Source organism: Rhodoferax sp. (assembly GCF_023701345.1).
Classification (GTDB): Bacteria; Pseudomonadota; Gammaproteobacteria; order Burkholderiales; family Burkholderiaceae_C; genus Rhodoferax.
The window spans coordinates 1-13,085 of sequence record NZ_JAMPXE010000095.1; the positions used below are offsets into that span (position 1 = coordinate 1).

At 60.3% G+C, this 13,085-nt stretch carries 16 protein-coding genes, 1 tRNA gene and 1 pseudogene; 4 read left to right on the forward strand and 14 right to left on the reverse strand.

What is annotated here, in order from left to right:
* The 4 genes from NDI87_RS12590 to NDI87_RS12605 form a co-directional block, all read right to left on the reverse strand.
* Nucleotides 1-478 (reverse strand): ATP-binding protein (locus tag NDI87_RS12590; RefSeq protein ID WP_296275618.1); only part of this gene is annotated, 478 nt, incomplete at its 3' end.
* 17 nt (nucleotides 479-495) lie between these two features.
* Nucleotides 496-1,818: a serine--tRNA ligase gene (gene serS / locus NDI87_RS12595; protein WP_296275619.1), complete on the reverse strand. Its 1,323-nt coding sequence runs from the start codon at nucleotides 1,816-1,818 to the stop codon at nucleotides 496-498.
* A gap of 144 nt (nucleotides 1,819-1,962) precedes the next feature.
* Complete coding sequence (gene ispH, locus NDI87_RS12600; protein WP_296275635.1) at nucleotides 1,963-2,916, reverse strand: 4-hydroxy-3-methylbut-2-enyl diphosphate reductase; 954 nt, start codon at nucleotides 2,914-2,916, stop codon at nucleotides 1,963-1,965.
* Nucleotides 2,917-2,918: 2 nt separating this feature from the next.
* Nucleotides 2,919-3,383 (reverse strand): FKBP-type peptidyl-prolyl cis-trans isomerase, encoded by a 465-nt coding sequence (locus NDI87_RS12605; protein ID WP_296275620.1) that lies wholly within the window; start codon nucleotides 3,381-3,383, stop codon nucleotides 2,919-2,921.
* 118 nt (nucleotides 3,384-3,501) lie between these two features.
* On the opposite strand from NDI87_RS12605, the gene radC reads away from it, so the two are divergent.
* Both radC and NDI87_RS12615 read left to right on the forward strand, forming a co-directional pair.
* A complete protein-coding gene (gene radC / locus NDI87_RS12610) occupies nucleotides 3,502-4,203 on the forward strand; it encodes a DNA repair protein RadC (RefSeq protein ID WP_296275621.1) in 702 nt (233 codons plus the stop codon).
* Nucleotides 4,200-4,853 carry a Smr/MutS family protein gene (locus tag NDI87_RS12615; RefSeq protein ID WP_296275622.1) on the forward strand — a complete coding sequence of 218 codons (654 nt, stop codon included), beginning with the start codon at nucleotides 4,200-4,202 and terminating at the stop codon, nucleotides 4,851-4,853. The genes radC and NDI87_RS12615 overlap by 4 nt, the downstream gene beginning before the upstream one ends.
* Before the next feature lie 55 nt (nucleotides 4,854-4,908).
* Here the strand turns inward: NDI87_RS12615 and queE are convergent, their stop codons facing one another.
* The 6 genes from queE to NDI87_RS12645 form a co-directional block, all read right to left on the reverse strand.
* A complete protein-coding gene (gene queE, locus NDI87_RS12620) occupies nucleotides 4,909-5,544 on the reverse strand; it encodes a 7-carboxy-7-deazaguanine synthase (protein ID WP_296275623.1) in 636 nt (211 codons plus the stop codon).
* 3 nt (nucleotides 5,545-5,547) lie between these two features.
* Nucleotides 5,548-6,642: a 6-carboxytetrahydropterin synthase gene (locus tag NDI87_RS12625; RefSeq protein WP_296275625.1), complete on the reverse strand. Its 1,095-nt coding sequence runs from the start codon at nucleotides 6,640-6,642 to the stop codon at nucleotides 5,548-5,550.
* Between the two features lie 2 nt (nucleotides 6,643-6,644).
* Nucleotides 6,645-7,361: a 7-cyano-7-deazaguanine synthase QueC gene (gene queC, locus NDI87_RS12630; RefSeq protein WP_296275626.1), complete on the reverse strand. Its 717-nt coding sequence runs from the start codon at nucleotides 7,359-7,361 to the stop codon at nucleotides 6,645-6,647.
* Between the two features lie 195 nt (nucleotides 7,362-7,556).
* Nucleotides 7,557-7,633 (reverse strand) — tRNA-Arg (locus tag NDI87_RS12635).
* A gap of 51 nt (nucleotides 7,634-7,684) precedes the next feature.
* On the reverse strand, nucleotides 7,685-8,119 hold the full coding sequence (locus NDI87_RS12640) for a group II truncated hemoglobin (protein ID WP_296275627.1): 435 nt from the start codon (nucleotides 8,117-8,119) through the stop codon (nucleotides 7,685-7,687).
* 85 nt (nucleotides 8,120-8,204) lie between these two features.
* On the reverse strand, nucleotides 8,205-8,834 hold the full coding sequence (locus NDI87_RS12645; RefSeq protein WP_296275628.1) for a helix-turn-helix transcriptional regulator: 630 nt from the start codon (nucleotides 8,832-8,834) through the stop codon (nucleotides 8,205-8,207).
* A gap of 177 nt (nucleotides 8,835-9,011) precedes the next feature.
* On the opposite strand from NDI87_RS12645, the gene NDI87_RS12650 reads away from it, so the two are divergent.
* Together NDI87_RS12650 and NDI87_RS12655 are read left to right on the forward strand one after the other, a co-directional pair.
* Complete coding sequence (locus NDI87_RS12650; protein WP_296275629.1) at nucleotides 9,012-9,230, forward strand: DUF1059 domain-containing protein; 219 nt, start codon at nucleotides 9,012-9,014, stop codon at nucleotides 9,228-9,230.
* A 115-nt stretch (nucleotides 9,231-9,345) separates the two neighbouring features.
* Nucleotides 9,346-9,936: a hypothetical protein gene (locus NDI87_RS12655; protein WP_296275631.1), complete on the forward strand. Its 591-nt coding sequence runs from the start codon at nucleotides 9,346-9,348 to the stop codon at nucleotides 9,934-9,936.
* Nucleotides 9,937-10,054: 118 nt separating this feature from the next.
* Here the strand turns inward: NDI87_RS12655 and NDI87_RS17505 are convergent.
* The 4 genes and pseudogenes from NDI87_RS17505 to NDI87_RS12680 form a co-directional block, all read right to left on the reverse strand.
* A pseudogene (locus tag NDI87_RS17505) lies at nucleotides 10,055-10,881 on the reverse strand (type ISP restriction/modification enzyme).
* Complete coding sequence (locus NDI87_RS12670) at nucleotides 10,835-11,149, reverse strand: type II toxin-antitoxin system RelE/ParE family toxin (protein WP_296275633.1); 315 nt, start codon at nucleotides 11,147-11,149, stop codon at nucleotides 10,835-10,837. Before NDI87_RS12670 ends, NDI87_RS17505 begins: the two are co-directional and overlap by 47 nt.
* 27 nt (nucleotides 11,150-11,176) lie before the next feature.
* A complete protein-coding gene (locus NDI87_RS12675; RefSeq protein ID WP_296275634.1) occupies nucleotides 11,177-11,491 on the reverse strand; it encodes a type II toxin-antitoxin system Phd/YefM family antitoxin in 315 nt (104 codons plus the stop codon).
* An 87-nt stretch (nucleotides 11,492-11,578) separates the two neighbouring features.
* The coding region (locus NDI87_RS12680) for an FtsX-like permease family protein (protein WP_366028854.1) at nucleotides 11,579-13,085 on the reverse strand (1,507 nt) is incomplete at its 5' end.

Here is a 13,085-nt window from a genome sequence, read left to right on the forward strand (position 1 = left end):
CAATATGGAGCACATGTATGGCTTGCAATTCGTGCTGTATGCGGGTGTGGACAGCGGCGCGCACCGCTTCTGCTTCGCGCTGCAGACCATCGGCCTGCCAGGGGATGTCCGGGCACAACAGCAGTGTCAGCGCATAGCGCACGTGCAGGGCGTGGGCGCAGTCAAAAAGTGAACGGTCTGAAAAATAATGGTCGCTGTAGATGGCGGTGAGCAGCAGCGCACTGTCGCAAAACACATAAGCGCAGCCTGCTTGCCGGGCCTGAGCGGCCACCTGTTCTTCCTGCTCAAACTGGGTCCGCATGATGCCTGCCTGCTCGTCCATCCTGGGCGTGCGACCCTGCTGCTCACAAAATGCGCGCAAATACTCAGGCACCCAGAGCCCGCCAAAATGCGCCGCCAGGGCTGGCGCCAAACTGCTTTTGCCGGTGCACTCGGCACCGATCAGGCAGATGAGCTGCGGGGCGAGCATCTCATCCATCAGTGTCACCTGCTCGCTCAGGCCCGCAGGCTTTGCAGGCCACCCAGGTACGGCCGCAAGGCTTCTGGCACGGTCACCGAGCCATCGACGTTCTGGTAGTTTTCCAGCACCGCCACCAGCGTTCGGCCCACCGCCAGGCCGGAACCGTTGAGCGTGTGCACCAACTCGTTTTTGCCCTGCGCGTTCTTGAAGCGGGCCTGCAGACGGCGCGACTGGAAGGCCTCGCAGTTGGACACAGAGCTGATCTCGCGGTAGGTGTTTTGCGCCGGCAGCCAGACTTCAAGGTCGTAGGTTTTGCTGGCGCCAAAACCCATGTCGCCGGTGCACAGGCTCATCACGCGGTAGGGCAAACCGAGCTTTTGCAGGATGGCTTCGGCGTGGCCGGTCATGGCCTCGAGCGCTTCATAGCTTTTGTCGGGGTGCACGATCTGCACCATCTCGACCTTGTCGAACTGGTGCTGACGAATCAGGCCGCGGGTGTCGCGCCCGGCGCTGCCCGCCTCGGACCTGAAGCACGGCGTGTGGCCGGTCAACATGATGGGCAAATCGGCCTCGGCCAGCACCACATCGCGCACGAAATTGGTCAGCGGCACCTCGGCGGTGGGAATCAGGTACAGCGCGGTATTGTCAGGCTGGGCCTCGCCCTCCTGGCCACCTTTTTTGGCGGCAAACAGGTCGCCCTCGAACTTGGGCAACTGGCCGGTGCCCTTGAGTGTTTCACCGTTGACAATGTAGGGCGTGTAGCACTCGGTGTAACCGTGCTCCTGGGTCTGCACATCCAGCATGAACTGCGCCAGGGCGCGGTGCAGGCGTGCCACCGGGCCTTTCATCACGGTAAAGCGCGCGCCGGTGAGCTTGACGCCCATCTCAAAGTCCAACCCCAGCGGCGTGCCGACATCCACATGGTCCTTGATCTCGAAGTCGAAGGCTCTGGGCGTGCCCCAGCTGCGCGCCACCACGTTGCCATGTTCATCGGCACCCACCGGCACGCTGTCGTGCGGCAAATTGGGAACGGCCAGCAGCAGGTTTTGCATCTCGGCCTGAATCTGGTCGAGCCGTTTGCTGGAGGCCTCCAGTTCGTCCTTGATGCCTGCCACTTGCGCCATCACCGCGTCCACTTCAGCTGCGCCCGCCGGCCCCTTGGCCTTGAGCTGGCCAATCTGCTTGCTCGACGTGTTGCGCTGGGCTTGCAGCGCTTCGGTGCGAATCTGGATGCTCTTGCGCTCGGTCTCAAGCAGGGTAAAGGCGGTCACGTCCAGAAAGGCTTGCGGGTTTTTGCGGGTTTCCAGCCGGGCCACCACTTGGGCCAGGTCTTTGCGCAGCAGGGTAATGTCTAGCATGATTTTGAAATTGAAGATGGATGGGATTCGGCACTGCGAGCCCTTCGACGGGCTCAGGACGGGCTCTAGCGCGGCAGTCCATGTATTCGGATGTCATGGATTGCCACGCCGCTGCGCGGCTCGCAATGACGGCTATTTTTTTGCTTAGTCAGCGTCATTCTGGTTCAGCCGCAAGCCCTTGGGCAGCGGAAACTTGACGCTCTCGGGGTCGCCGGCCATGCGCTGCACCGACACCGCGCCCAACGCCTTCAGGCGCTCAATCACCTGAGTCACCAAAATCTCAGGCGCCGAGGCGCCGGCGGTCAGGCCCACGCGCTGGCAGCCCTCGAACCACTGCGGCTGCAACTCGTCGGCACTGTCAACCATGTAGCCGGGCGTGCCGAGCTTGCGCGCCACTTCGGCCAGCCGGTTGCTGTTGGAACTGGTGGGGCTGCCCACCACCACCACCACATCCACCTGCGGGCTCATCAGTTTGACGGCGTCCTGGCGGTTTTGCGTGGCGTAGCAAATGTCTTGCTGCTTGGGTTCGCGCACATTCGGGAAACGGGCCTTGATGGCCGCCGCAATGGCCGCTGCGTCATCAACGCTGAGGGTGGTTTGCGTGACCACCGCCAGCTTGCCGGTCTGAGCAGGCGCAATCAGCGCCACATCTTTCACGTCTTCCACCAGGTGAATGCCACCGTCCAACTGGCCCATGGTGCCTTCCACCTCGGGGTGGCCCTTGTGGCCGATCATGATGAACTCATAACCCTCTTTGGCCAGCTTGGCGACTTCCACATGCACCTTGGTCACCAGCGGGCAGGTGGCATCAAATATCCGAAAACCACGCGCGGCGGCCTCCAGTTGCACGGCCCGGCTCACGCCATGGGCAGAAAAAACCAGCGTGGCGCCTGCCGGCACGTCATCGAGCTCTTCAATAAAAATAGCGCCCTTGGCTTTCAGGTCGTTCACCACATAGGTGTTGTGCACGATCTCATGGCGCACGTAAATGGGCGCGCCAAACTTGGCCAGCGCGCGCTCCACAATCTCGATGGCACGGTCCACACCGGCGCAAAAGCCGCGCGGCTCGGCCAAAAGAATCTCGACGCCTGCATTCATCTTCATAACACCCCGATCACCTGCACTTCAAACGTCACCGGGTGACCGGCCAGCGGATGGTTGAAGTCAAACCGCACCGCCTCACCCTTGTCGTCACTGCGGAAATCCACAATCACACCGGCAAATTCGCCCTGGCCGTCGGGTGTCACAAACTTGACCACATCGCCCACGGCGTAGCTTTCATCGGAGCCGCCCAGATCAGTGAGTTCCTTGCGCGCCATCCACTGCAGCATGTCGGGGCTGCGCGGGCCAAAGGCCTCGCCCGCCGGCAATTCAATGGTGGTGCGGGTGCCCTCGGCCAGCCCGATCAGGCGCGCCTCGACCGCCGGTGCGAGTTCACCCGTGCCCAAGGTGAGCGTGGCAGGCGCGGACGCAAAGGTGTTGACCACATCGCCCGCCGGACCGCTCAGGCGGTAGTGCAGGGTCAGAAAAGAGCCGGGTTGAATCGTGGAACAAGTGCTTGTCATGAAAATCCTGTGCGTCAGTGTCGCGGTGAAGGTGGGCCCATCATGTCCGGCAATAACCCCCAGGTCAAAACCTTCGGGGCGCTGGCATAAACTGGGTGACATTGTAAAAGCCCACACCATGCCCCTCAAAGACCTGCCCCCCGATGCCCGCCCGCGCGAAAAAATGCTGGCCCGCGGCCCCGGCGCCTTAAGCGACGTGGAGTTGCTGGCGCTGCTGCTGCGCACCGGCATCAAGGGCAAGGGGGTGTTTCAACTGGCCCGGGAGCTGCTCGACATCAGGCCTGGCGCCGACGGCCAGAATGGCTTTGATGGCATTGCCGGCCTGCTCAACGCCACCGCGGACGACCTCAAACCCGTCAAGGGACTGGGTCCGGCCAAACGCTCCGAGCTGTTGGCGGTGCTGGAACTGGCGCGCCGTGCCCTGTCGCAACGGCTGCAGGAGCGCACTGTTTTTGCCACGCCAGACGCGGTCAAGCACTACCTGCAGTTGCACCTGTCGGCACGACCCTACGAAGTATTTGCCGTCCTTTTTCTGGACGTGCAGAACCGGCTGCTGGCGATGGAAGAGCTGTTTCGCGGCACCCTGAGCCAGACCAGCGTCTATCCGCGCGAGGTGGTGCTGCGCGCCCTGCACCACCAGGCCGCCGCCGTGGTGCTGTCGCATAACCACCCGAGCGGCTCGGTGCAACCCTCACGCGCCGACGAAATGCTGACGCAAACCTTGAAAACCACCCTGGCCCTGATCGACGTGCGGGTGCTCGACCACGTCATCGTGGCCCCGGGCGAGGCGCTGAGCATGGCCGAGCGGGGCTTGCTGTGAAGCCGGTCAAGGTCAAGGCCCTGGGCGACCTCAAGGTGGTCAAGCGCGCCATCGCCGAGCAAGCCCAACAACGCGAGCTACAGGCCAGCCAGCAGGTCAAGGCAGCGAAACAAACCGCCAGCGACAAGGACTTGTTCATCCGGGCGGCGGGGGCCGTCAAACCGCTGCCCGACAAGCGCAAGCTGCATCACAAGGTCGAGCCCAAAATCCCGCCTGCCATGCAATACCAGCGCGATGAAAAAGCGGTTTTGAAAGAAGCGATCAGCGACGAATTTGATGTCTCGACGCTGCTCGAATGCGACGAACACCTGAGCTTTCGCCGCCCCGGCATCGGCCCGGATGTGACGCGCAAGCTGCGCCGCGGCGACTGGAGCATCCAGCGCCAGCTGGACCTGCACGGCCTGCGCCGCGACGACGCCCGCGAAGCCCTGAGCATCTTTATCCGCGAGGCGCACAAGCAAGGCATCCGCTGTGTGCGCGTGGTGCACGGCAAAGGCCTGGGTTCACCCGGCAAGGCACCTGTTTTGAAAAGTCGTGTGCACAGCTGGCTGGTGCAAAAAAACGAGGTGCTGGCTTTTGTCCAGGCCAAACCCGCCGATGGTGGCGCGGGAGCGCTGGTGGTGCTGCTGATGGCGACGCGGACAATCTAAAAGTGAGTAAAAGTGAGCGCGAAAAGAGCGCTTCGCTTTTCCATTTTTCTTCCGGTCAGGCAATGCCGATGACTTTATGGGTCTGGATGCTCAAGCGCCACTGGGGGTGCTGCAAGCAGTATGCGATGGCTTTCTGCGTATTCTTTTTACCGTCCAATCCATCCATGGGCTGCAGGAAGAAGTGCTGAAAATCGAGATCAGCAAAGCGTTCCGGCATCGCGTTGTTTTGTGGGAACACCAGCTTGAGTTCCGTGCCGCGCCGCAACACCAGCTCGGCATCGGCCTTGGGGCTGACGCAGATCCAGTCGAGCCCTTGAGGTGCGGGTTGGGTACCGTTGGTTTCAACAGCGATCTCAAAACCTGCCGCATGCAGCGCGTCCACCAAGGCTTCATCCAGTTGCAGTAGTGGCTCACCACCAGTGAAAACAACCAGTGGTTTGCCACCGGCACCTGTGGGCCAATGCTTGAGGACCGCCTGCGCCAGCGCCTCAGCGGATGCAAATTTCCCGCCGCCGGGACCATCCGTGCCAATAAAGTCGGTGTCACAAAACTGGCACACCGCTTTGGATCGGTCCGCTTCGCGACCCGTCCACAAATTGCAACCCGTAAATCTGCAAAAAACGGCGGCGCGACCCGCCTGGCCGCCCTCGCCTTGCAAGGTGTAATAAATTTCTTTGACGGTATAGGTCATAAGTCACAACGGCAATGCCGGCCCCTCCCCGCCCACAGAAACGATGGCGCCGCAACCCCGCGTTTCGTAAAGGTCCACACGGTCGAGTTGCGGGAGTTGAACGCGCGCCTTTTTGAGGATCCATGCGGCAATACTGGCGGTGTCGCAATCGGCAAGGTCGGGAATCTCATGCAAGGGGCGATGGTCCAGGGACTTGAAAATAGGATTGAACAGCTCTTTCACATCGCCAAAGTCGACCGTCCAGCCCATGACTTGATCCAACGGGGCAGAAAGGTGAAGACGCAGGGTGTAGGTATGCCCATGAATCCGCCGCAAAGGGCTGCCATCGGGCGCACGTTTGAGCTGCAAAGCACTGTCAAGGGTCAGTTCTTTCCAGATCCGGTAATTTTTACCATCAAAGTTGGCGCCGCATGAACCCGTTTCAAAAACCGTGATCCAGGAAAGTTCTGGCAACTCAGGCTTGATGCGTTCCCAAAACCAACTCGACAGCATTTCGCTGGTTGGATTCTGCAAGCCTGGCAAGTCGTTCAAACAGGCAAAATCAAGCTGCTTTTGAAACGGTGCCCATACCTCGTCAAGCCGGTCGTAATCAATGCTCAGATCACGACTGCCGAGATCCTGGTTGGCATGAACGATGACTTCAAACCCATGCCCATGCATGCGTCCACATTGATGCCCGGCAGGCACATTGGGCAATCGGTGCGCTGACTGGAAAATGTAGCGCCGCCAAACGTGCGCGTTACCGGCGAGGTCAAGATCGACACCTTCATGCGCCGTGCTTTGAATGCCAATCCGCTCAATCCCGGGAACATGCAGGTTTTGGCGAACCCAGCGTGCCAGGTTTTCGTCAGTGGGTTGCTCAAGCTGCTCATTGAGCAAACGGTAATCCAGTTGCGAAATGGCCAATTCAAGCTCAGTTCGGAGCCGGTCAACTTCACCCCCCGGGAAATGCGCCCATCCTTCAGACGGCGCGCACCTCACCGTTGCCAAAAAACTGTGTCCGTGCAAACGGCGTGAGCGGTGGCCTACCGGCAGCACATCGACATGTCTTGCCGCCTCAAACCCGGCTGAGGCACTGAAGTGGGTCGTGACTTGCATTTTCAAACCATCCCGTAACGAATGTACAGCGGGTCTTGCAGGCCTGCTTCGGCAAAACCTTTGGCGCGCAAGACGCACGAGTCACAGGCAGCGCAAGGCTTGCCATCCTCACCCGGGTCATAACAACTGCTGGTTTCTGCATAGTCAACGCCAAGACGCATGCCCTCCTGGACGATCTGCGCCTTGGTCAGGCTGATCAGTGGCGTGTGTATTTTCAATTTTTGAACGCCCTCAACGCCCGCCCTGGTCGCCAGATTGGCCATGGTTTCGTAAGCGGCAATGTACTCCGGGCGGCAGTCAGGGTACCCAGAATAGTCAAGCGCGTTGACGCCGATAAAGATATCCGAGGCCCCCAGGGTCTCGGCCCAGGCCAAAGCAAAGCTCAAAAAAACCGTATTTCGAGCCGGAACATAGGTAATTGGTATGCCGTCTGACATGTCGCCGGCAGTCCGGCCCTTGGGCACAGCAATATCTGCCGTCAGCGCGGAGCCGCCAAACTCACGCAGATCGATTTGCGCAATCACATGCTTTGCCACGCCTTGAGAACGCGCGACAGATTCGGCAGCAACCAATTCCTGGATATGGCGTTGCCCATAACGAAAACTCAGTGCATAAGGCTCAAAACCCTGCTCTTTTGCGATGGCCAGAACCGTTGTCGAGTCCAGCCCGCCACTGAGTAAAACGACAGCTCGAGGCCTTGAGGACAGCGCATTCGCCATTTAAATGATCTCCAATAGAAAATTGACATGCCAGTCTAACGGTGCAGCACACGCTACCAAATCAAGAATACTCCGCCACGAGCGTTCAACGGATGAACGAGAATTCTTTTTGGGAAAATTACGCAGAAATTCAAGCACAAAGAAAAACAGCCTAGAGGGATAAGCCTCTAGGCTGTTTTTCTAGAACGTTAATTCTGGTGCGGCTGGCAGGAATTGAACCCACGACCCCTTGGTTCGTAGCCAAGTACTCTATCCAACTGAGCTACAGCCGCTAAGCTATCTATTCTAGCAAGGAAAAACGGCTGTTTGGCCAGTTTCCCTGTTCAGGACCCAGAAAAATTTGCGATTTTTTGCGTTGTTGCCTGATTACGCATCCAGTCCGCGGTCTGAAAAAACGATTTGTTCAGGTGCTCGCGCAAGGCCGCAGGCACGCCCGTCTCGCTCATGGCCTGGTCCATGCACGCCAGCCATTGGTCGCGCTCGATCAGGCCAACCTTGAACGGCATGTGCCGCGCTTTCAGGCGCGGGTGACCAAAACGGTCGGTGTAGTGCTGCGGGCCGCCAAGCCAGCCGCACAAGAACCAGAACAGCTTTTGCCGCGCATCGTCGAGCACCGAGCCGTGCGCGATCCGCAACTCGGCGTAACGCGGCTCCAAATCCATCAGGTCATAAAAGCGCTCGACCAGCGCGTGCACGCGTTCTTCGCCACCGATCCATTCGAACGGCATGTCGAAGGCGGGTTTTTCTTCAATATTCATTGATCGTAAATTTTACGGGAAGCATTCATGGCGAACAGCCTGATTTGTTGAACGAAACCGTATTGCAACCCTTCAGGCGCGGGCGTCAACCGCTATTTTTAATGGCCAACGATGCGGTGGAGCGCATCACCGCGGCGGTGCGCGTTTCCACGCCCAGTTTGACGTAGATATGCTCCAGGTGCTTTTGCACGGTGCGCGGGCTGATCGACAGCAGCGCCGCGATCTCCGCATCGGTCTTGCCGCGCGCCAGCCAGCGCATCACCTCGCCTTCGCGCGCCGTCAGGCCCGGCGGGTTCACGGCTGGCGCCGGCACCGGACTCGGCGGCGCACTGTCGCCAGACGGTGTGGCAACACCCTGGCGCGCGTGGCAATACAGGAAAGCAAGATGCGGGCGCACCAATTCGAGCCGCTCGCGGTCGCGCTCGCTGAAGTCAAGTCTGCGCCGGTTCAACACCACACTCACCAACGAGTGCTGATCGCTGAAAAGCGGCATCGCAATCGTATCAGTGCCCAGCCGCACGCCGGGCAAGCCCACCAGCTGGCAGTGGCCGGTGAACAAATCGCAAACCGAGAGCGTCGTCAATTCGCTGGCCACATAGTCGCCCAGTTCCAGTACCACTGCGCGCGCAAAGCTATTGACATTTCCCGCCTGCGCCTCAACGCTCGCCAGCAACTGCAAAGCATTGGCAAAGTCGTTTCGGGTGAGGTGGATCATGCTGCTGCTCCTCAAGAATCATGCATACGCATTGCTGCGTATTGACGCTTTGCCCTTGCGGTCACACGATTTCGCAGCGGGCGTTCCTTTTGTGATTCAGTATAGGTACTGCTCCCGTCCGGTGCAAGCCTGCCCGCACGAATAAAGTCAAGAAGATCAACCCTGAAAGGAGTCATCATGTCACGCAAATACATCGATTGCCGCGAATACCCCAGCACCATGAACTGCACCGTCGCGTTGTCGGCCGACAACGACAAGGAACTGCTGGAGGCCGCCGTGCAGCATGCGGTGGCCATACACGGCCACACCGACACGCCAGAGCTGCGCACGCAGCTGGCATCCATGTTCAAGTCGGGCACGGCGCCGCTGACGATCGCGCGGGCCGAGGCCGCCTAGGCAGCCTCGGCGGCTAGCGTCGGCGCCCGATGAGGCGCCATGAGACACATCAGCATGTGTCAATGGAAATTTGCGGGCCAAGTATTTTTTAATGATGCCAAAGGAGTAAAAAATCATGTCAACTCCGATCCCTGCAATAACCTCGATGGCCGCCACCCTGGCCCTCCTGTTCACGCAGACGGCAATTGGCGCCGATATGCCAATGGGTGCAAAAGGGGCTAAACCGTCTGCCGCCGACCAGAAAATGATCAGGAGCGCGATGCTGGCCGCACCGAAAAAAGTGAGCACTGCGGCCACGGTCGTCGTGATGGGCGCGGACGGCCAGATGCGCACCTTGCGCGAAGGCAAAAACGGATTCACCTGCATGCCGGACAATCCGGCGACGCCGGGTCCCGACCCCATGTGCATGGACAAGGCCGCCTGGGAGTGGGCGGGGGCATGGATAGGTCACAAGACGCCTGCCAGCGGCGTGGTCGGCTTCATGTACATGCTTGCGGGTGGCACCGACGCCAGTAATACCGATCCCTATGCGACCAAGCCCGACGCCGGCAATCACTGGGTCAAGACCGGACCCCATGTCATGATCGTGGGTGCCGATGCCGGCTTTTATGACATGTATCCAAAGAATCCGGACCCTGACACGTCAGTCCCCTATGTGATGTGGCCAGGAACGCCCTACCAGCACCTGATGATTCCGGTGAAGTGAAAGGGCATCGTCATTGCGAACCCTTCGACGAACTCAGCCCCGGCTGAAGTGCAGCAATCCATGACTTCCGAAGCCATGGACTGGCGCGCTACGCTTGCAAAGACGATACTTTTTCAGGTTAACGGCTGGCCGCCTTCATGGCATCCGCCAGCCTGACCGTGTCCACGCTCACGGTGGTCACCCGCGCCAGCAGATCAATCACCTTTTCCTTGTAGTCGGCAAAGCGGTAGGTGTCGAACTTCTCGCGGATGGTGGGGTCCTTGGGTTTCTTTTCCTTGTACTGGTCCAGCACCCAGTCGATGGTGCAGCGGTTGCCGAGTTTGTAGGCCCAGGCCTCGCTCGGGATGCCGCGCAGCGTGGTTTCGGTATCGAGCGTGATGCCGCCTGATGCCGGGTCGGCGCGCAGAATGGCTTTGGGCGGCAAGCCGGACGCGCGCACCTTTTCATCTGGCGTGTCGGTGCGCGTGAGCGGAAACGGTGCCACGCTTTCATAGCCGATGTGCAGTTGCATCAAGGCTTCGCCCCAGGCGGCCCATTGCCAGAAGTCTTGGTAAAACGGAATGCGCGGGAATTCGCGTTTGAGGTTTGGCGCGTATTTTCGCGGTACAGCGGATCGTGCAGCACGGCGTAGCAGTAGTGGAAGATGGCTTCCTTGCTGATCTTGCGGGCAGATTTGCCCTTGCCGATTTCTTCAGCATAGTGGGTGGTGAATTGCTTGAGCGCCCAGTCGGTGATGTTGTCGACTCGATTGCCAGTTTCGTCGTAACGATACAGGCTTGCAGACTGCGAGGGATCGAGCGAAAAGACTGCGTAGTTGGGCAGAACGCATGTCGCGACGACCGCAAAGCCAAGCCGGTTTCCGGCAACAAAGCAGAGGGCTTTGTTTTCCCACGTTCCGTCAATCGGAAAGATGCTGTCTTGCTGATAAGTACGATGTGTCAGCACCTTTGCGTAATACGTTGGAACTGTGACGAATGCCCACGGCAATTGTCAGCAGCAACTTGTCATCGATGACTTGGTACACCAGTCTGAAGCCCGCGCTGCGCAGTTTGATCTTGTAGCAGTCAGGCATGGCGGTGAGCGCCGCCGCCGGCACACGCGGGTAGTCCAGACGGCGCAGCAAGACCTTGGCAAATTGCTGGCGAATGCTGCCGTCGAGCTTGTCCCATTCCGCCTTGGCCTCAGGCAAAAACTGCAGGCGGTAGCTGGACATGCGGCAGGTGCTACGCGGCGACTTGCATCATTTGCCTGCAGCCCTGGCAGCGCGTTTTGGCACATCACGCGCCATCTGTTCAAGTTCCTCACGACTCACGTCGATGACTTGGTCCGGGTCGGCTTGCCAGCTCGCAATGCGCTCTCGCACCACAGGCAGCAACTGTAGATCGTCCAGCACGTCCATCAGTGCTTCGTAGCTGCGGGCTGGCACCAGGTAGGCCGAGGGTTTGTTGTGATGAAGAATCACGACCGTGTCAGCACCGGCATCGCGGATCACGGCCGACGGGTTTTTCTTGAGTTCGGTGATGCCTATTGAGGTTTCAGCGAGTACAGCGTCCATGTCGGTGTTCCTGTGCGTGGTGTGTTTTGAACCTGATGTTAACAAAAGACCATTTAAATGGTCTGATTTATATTTAGCCGAGATTGTTCATTGCGCCGCACTGCGCAGCGTCTGCACCACCGGGCGACTCAAGACCTCGCGCAGGCCCCACCAGCCGGCCGCTAGCGCCAGCACGGCACCGGCCAGCGCACCCAGCAGCGGCACCCACGGCGACACCACCCAGTCAAATTCAAAGACATAACGCGCCAGCGCCCAGCCCACCGCGCTGGCCACGAGGGAGGCCAGAAAGCCGGCCAGCAAACCCACGCCCGCCAGCTCGATGCGCTGCACCTGGCGCAGCAGGCTGGCGCGTGCGCCGACGGCGCGCATGATGGCATATTCACGGGCGCGCTCCTCGCGCGTGGCGGTCACGGCGGCAAACAGCACCACCAGGCCGGCCGCCAGGGCAAAGGCAAACAAAAATTCAACTGCGCCGATGACCTGGTCGAGCACGCGCTGGATCTGCGCAATGGTAGCGGTCATGTTGACACTGGTGATGTTGGGAAACTGGCGCACCAGGGCGGCATCGAAACCGGTTGTTTCGGGTGCCTTGAAGGCGCTCATGTAGGTGGCGGGCACGCCTTCAAGCTTGTCCACCGGGTACATGACAAAGAAGTTGGCCCGCATCGAGGCCCAGTCCACCTTGCGCAGCGAGGTGATTTTCGAGGCGGTCTGCATGCCGCCGACGTCAAAGCTCAGCGTGTCGCCGAGCTTGAGACCCAGGGTGTCGGCAATGCCTTGCTCAACGCTGATGGCGCCGGCCTCGTTGGCCTGCCAGCGCCCCGCCACCACCACGTTCTGACTCGGCTGGGTGGCGCTATGCGACAGGTTGAACTCGCGGTCCACCAGGCGCTGGGCGCGATCATCCGCGTAATCTTCGGGGCTCACGTTGCGCCCGTTCACTGACACCAGACGGCCCCGGATCATGGGGAACCAGTCAAACTGGGCCACGCCCGCGTCTTTCAGGGCCTGGGTGAAGGCCGGGCCCTGGTCGGGCATGACATTGATGACAAAGCGGTTCGGCGCGCCGGGCGGCGAGGCGGCGCGCCAGCTGCTGATCAGGTCGGTGCGCAGCAGCACCAGCAGCACCAGCGCCAGCAAGCCCACCGCCAGGCTACTCACCTGCACCACGGCAAACGCGGGGCGGGCCGCAATCTGGCGGGTGGCCAGCACCACGGCCGTGGGCGCCGTGGCATCGTTGACAACAGCGCGCAGCAACTTGACCGCCAGCCAACTCAAGCCGGCGAACAGCAGCGTTGCCACGGCAAAACCGCCCACCGCAATCAGGCCTAATTTAAGGTCGCTGCTGGCCGCCAGCAGCAAGGCGGCAAAACCCGCCACGCCCAGGCCCAGCACCAAAAGCGATGCCGGTTTGAGCCCGCCGACATCGCGGCGAATCACGCGCAGCGGCGGCACCTGCGCCAACTGCAGCACCGGCGGCAGGCCAAAAGCCAGCAGCAGTGTCAGCCCCATGCCCAGGCCAAACAATACCGGCCAGATGCCCGGTGCCGGCAAAGCGGATTCAACCAGGCCTGCCAGCAAGGCGACGAAACCA

Coding starts and splice junctions, on each gene's coding strand:
- NDI87_RS12655 (WP_296275631.1), top strand. CDS start 9,346: ATGTCAACTCCGATCCCTGCAATAACCTCGATGGCCGCCACCCTGGCC.
- NDI87_RS12675 (WP_296275634.1), bottom strand. CDS start 11,491: ATGGACGCTGTACTCGCTGAAACCTCAATAGGCATCACCGAACTCAAG.
- NDI87_RS12605 (WP_296275620.1), bottom strand. CDS start 3,383: ATGACAAGCACTTGTTCCACGATTCAACCCGGCTCTTTTCTGACCCTG.
- NDI87_RS12650 (WP_296275629.1), top strand. CDS start 9,012: ATGTCACGCAAATACATCGATTGCCGCGAATACCCCAGCACCATGAAC.
- ispH (WP_296275635.1), bottom strand. CDS start 2,916: ATGAATGCAGGCGTCGAGATTCTTTTGGCCGAGCCGCGCGGCTTTTGC.
- NDI87_RS12670 (WP_296275633.1), bottom strand. CDS start 11,149: ATGTCCAGCTACCGCCTGCAGTTTTTGCCTGAGGCCAAGGCGGAATGG.
- queE (WP_296275623.1), bottom strand. CDS start 5,544: ATGACCTATACCGTCAAAGAAATTTATTACACCTTGCAAGGCGAGGGC.
- NDI87_RS12645 (WP_296275628.1), bottom strand. CDS start 8,834: ATGATCCACCTCACCCGAAACGACTTTGCCAATGCTTTGCAGTTGCTG.
- serS (WP_296275619.1), bottom strand. CDS start 1,818: ATGCTAGACATTACCCTGCTGCGCAAAGACCTGGCCCAAGTGGTGGCC.
- NDI87_RS12625 (WP_296275625.1), bottom strand. CDS start 6,642: ATGCAAGTCACGACCCACTTCAGTGCCTCAGCCGGGTTTGAGGCGGCA.
- queC (WP_296275626.1), bottom strand. CDS start 7,361: ATGGCGAATGCGCTGTCCTCAAGGCCTCGAGCTGTCGTTTTACTCAGT.
- radC (WP_296275621.1), top strand. CDS start 3,502: ATGCCCCTCAAAGACCTGCCCCCCGATGCCCGCCCGCGCGAAAAAATG.
- NDI87_RS12640 (WP_296275627.1), bottom strand. CDS start 8,119: ATGAATATTGAAGAAAAACCCGCCTTCGACATGCCGTTCGAATGGATC.